Annotated in this window: 3 protein-coding genes and 1 pseudogene; 1 reads left to right on the forward strand and 3 read right to left on the reverse strand. The window is 55.5% G+C overall.

Going from position 1 to position 2,629, the window contains the following annotated elements; genetic code table 11:
- The 3 genes and pseudogenes from lacNas_RS00875 to lacNas_RS00885 all read right to left on the reverse strand — a co-directional run.
- Positions 1-396, reverse strand: a pseudogene (locus tag lacNas_RS00875) (serine--tRNA ligase); the annotation flags it as partial.
- Between the two features lie 246 nt (positions 397-642).
- Positions 643-1,140 (reverse strand): GNAT family N-acetyltransferase, encoded by a 498-nt coding sequence (locus tag lacNas_RS00880; RefSeq protein ID WP_201331788.1) that lies wholly within the window; start codon positions 1,138-1,140, stop codon positions 643-645.
- On the reverse strand, positions 1,140-1,736 hold the full coding sequence (locus lacNas_RS00885) for a TVP38/TMEM64 family protein (protein ID WP_201331789.1): 597 nt from the start codon (positions 1,734-1,736) through the stop codon (positions 1,140-1,142). Before lacNas_RS00885 ends, lacNas_RS00880 begins: the two co-directional genes overlap by 1 nt.
- A gap of 202 nt (positions 1,737-1,938) precedes the next feature.
- Here lacNas_RS00885 and lacNas_RS00890 point away from each other — a divergent pair.
- The coding region (locus lacNas_RS00890; protein ID WP_201335844.1) for an alpha/beta hydrolase at positions 1,939-2,629 on the forward strand (691 nt) is incomplete at its 3' end.

Here is a 2,629-nt window from a genome sequence, read left to right on the forward strand (position 1 = left end):
CTTGGTCGGCTCGCTCCAGCGGCGGACTTCTTCGTTGTAGCTTTCGTCAGGGCCGATTGGGTCTGAGTCAGCCGGGAAGTTCGGCAGCCGCAGCAGGATGTATTCCTGCTTTTCCTGCAGGTCGTCGATGTCGTGGTCCAGCTGCTTGATCTTGGCGCCGACTTCACGCATGTTGGCGATAGCTTCGCTGGCGTCCGTCTTTTCCCGCTTGGCAGCAGCGATCTTCTTGGAAACTTCGTTTCTTTCAGCCTTTAAGTTTTCGCTTTGCACCATGGCTTCACGGCGCTTGGCGTCGATTTCTACCAGTTCGTCCAGCTGCTCAGGCTTGATGCCCCGAGTTGCCAACTTTTCTTTTGCCCAGTCAAGATTCTCGCGAATGACCTTAATATCCAGCATATAAAACCTCCGAAAAAATAAAAAAAGCCGACCCGTCCCAGTCTTGGGACGAATCGGCGCACGGTTCGCGGTACCACCCAGTTTCGGCTCAAAAGAGCCACACTCAGTTGGGCGCTTAACGGTGCCCGGCCGTGCAAGAATTAATTGCCCACACTAATGAAATCTGGAAGCGACCTTCATCCGCTCTCAGCAAACGCGGACTCTCTGTCAGTGGTCTAAGGATTTCGTGTTTGTCTATATTCTATGCTATTCGCCCGATTTTAGCAAATAATACTTGGCAGAAAAATCCAAAAAAGGCGGAATCTGCCGGTAGTCGAGCTCGTACATCTCTTTAAAGCCCAGTTTTTTCAGCAGCTGCTGGGGGCGCAGGTTGCCGCTCTTGCAGCCGGCCCAGACTTCCTTGATCTCCGGATTTTTGAAGACCTCAGCCAGCAGGCAGCGGATGCTTTCCGTCATGTAGCCCTGCCCCTGGAACTTTTTGTCCAGCAGAAAGCCCAGCTCCCGGGACTGGGCATCCCGGGGATACAGTTCCAGCAGGCCGATGGCCTGGCCGCTCTTCAAGCAGATCATGTAGCTGGCCGGCCGCTGCTGGTAGGCCAAGACTCCCTGCCGGGCTTCCTCCAGGTCCCGGTAATGGGCAAAACCAGCCGTCTGCTGGTAGTATGGATCCTGCCCCCAGGCCAGAAGCTGGCCTGCATCCCCGGCTTCCAAGGGCCTCAGGCAGATTCTTTTCCCCCGCAGCATCAGTTCACCAGCCTCATCAGCCAGCGGGCCCCGTAGACCAGGCCCAGGCTGTAAGCCGCGATGGTCCAGGGCTTGCAGAGGACGATGATCCAAAAGTAGGTCCAGGGCTTCATCTCCGTCAGCCCCGCCAGCAGGCAGAGCAAATCGTCCGGGGCAACCGGCGCCAGGATGCAGACGGCGAAGAACCAGTTGAACTTCTTCTGGTTCTTGGTCCACTTGGTGTACTTTTCCAGGCTTTCCTCCGACACGATGTGCAGGATAAAGGAGCGGCCGTAGTAGCGGGCCAAAAAGAAGTTGATCAAGGACCCCAGCACGATGCCGACATAGTTGTATATGAAGCCCGGTCCGGCGCCAAAGAAGACGACCCCGGCCAGAAGCGACACCCCGCCGGGGATGATCGGGATCACGACCTGAATGATCTGGATCAAGATGAAGACAAAGGGCCCCATGATTTTCTTGTCAGCCAGATAAGCGCTCATCTTTTCCTGGCTGGTGAAGATGCCCAGCCGGTACCAGTAGATGCACAAGGCAATGATGACCAGCGTCGAAACGATGGTCAGCCGGTTGATCAGCTTGCGGCTTTGCTCGTAGCTCATGCTCTTTCCCCTTTCAAAAACAAATTCCAGGATAATTTTAGCAAAAAGCCGTCCCGGCCCATACAAGTTTGCTTCAAGCTTTACGCAAACTTATTCAACGACCTTTTTAAAAAAGGCGAAAAGTTGCGCAGAAGCTATTGCTTTGAGTATATAATAAGTTTGAGACGCAAAAGCAAAAAATCAGAAAGGAAAAGATCAGATTATGGTTGTGACTGTTAACAACATCGCCTATGACCTTAAGCACGGGCTCAAAACCGATATTTACTATCCCAACGACACCGACTCAGAGACGAAAATTCTCATTTTCTGGCACGGTGGCGGCTGGTTCCGGGGGAGCAAGGACAGCGTCAGAGACGTGGGCATCGACCTGGCCAACGCGGGCTTCATGACCTTCATTCCCGACTACCGTCTGGCCCCGCAGCACCACTTCCCGGCTGCCCATGATGACGCCCTCAATTTCGCGGCCTGGCTGCTGGCCTCTGACTACACCGACGCGGGCGACGAAAACAACATCGTCCAGATCGGCGCCAGCAGCGGCGGAACCCTGGCCTTGAAAGTGGCCGGCATGTACGGCTTTCCAACGGTAACCTGGTCAGCACCCGTGGACTTCAGCAACTGGCTGGCCAGCCACCAGCAGGTCAAGGCCTCGGTCAACGCCAAAGAGGAGTTTGGCCTGGTCAAGCAGCAGGCCATCAACGATGCCTTCTACAAGTACTTCACCTTGACCTATGCCGGCAGCGACGACAGCGACGTGCTGGAAGAGCTGGACGCGCAAAATTATGACTACACCAAGCTCAACCGCCTGCTTTTGATCAATTCAGCCGCTGAACTGACCGACCTGGCCGGCGTCAGCGACTTCGCGGCCCGCCTGGCCGGCCGCGGCCACCAGGTCG

It is taken from the genome of Lactobacillus nasalidis (assembly GCF_016587775.1).
Lineage (GTDB): Bacteria > Bacillota > Bacilli > Lactobacillales > Lactobacillaceae > Lactobacillus > Lactobacillus nasalidis.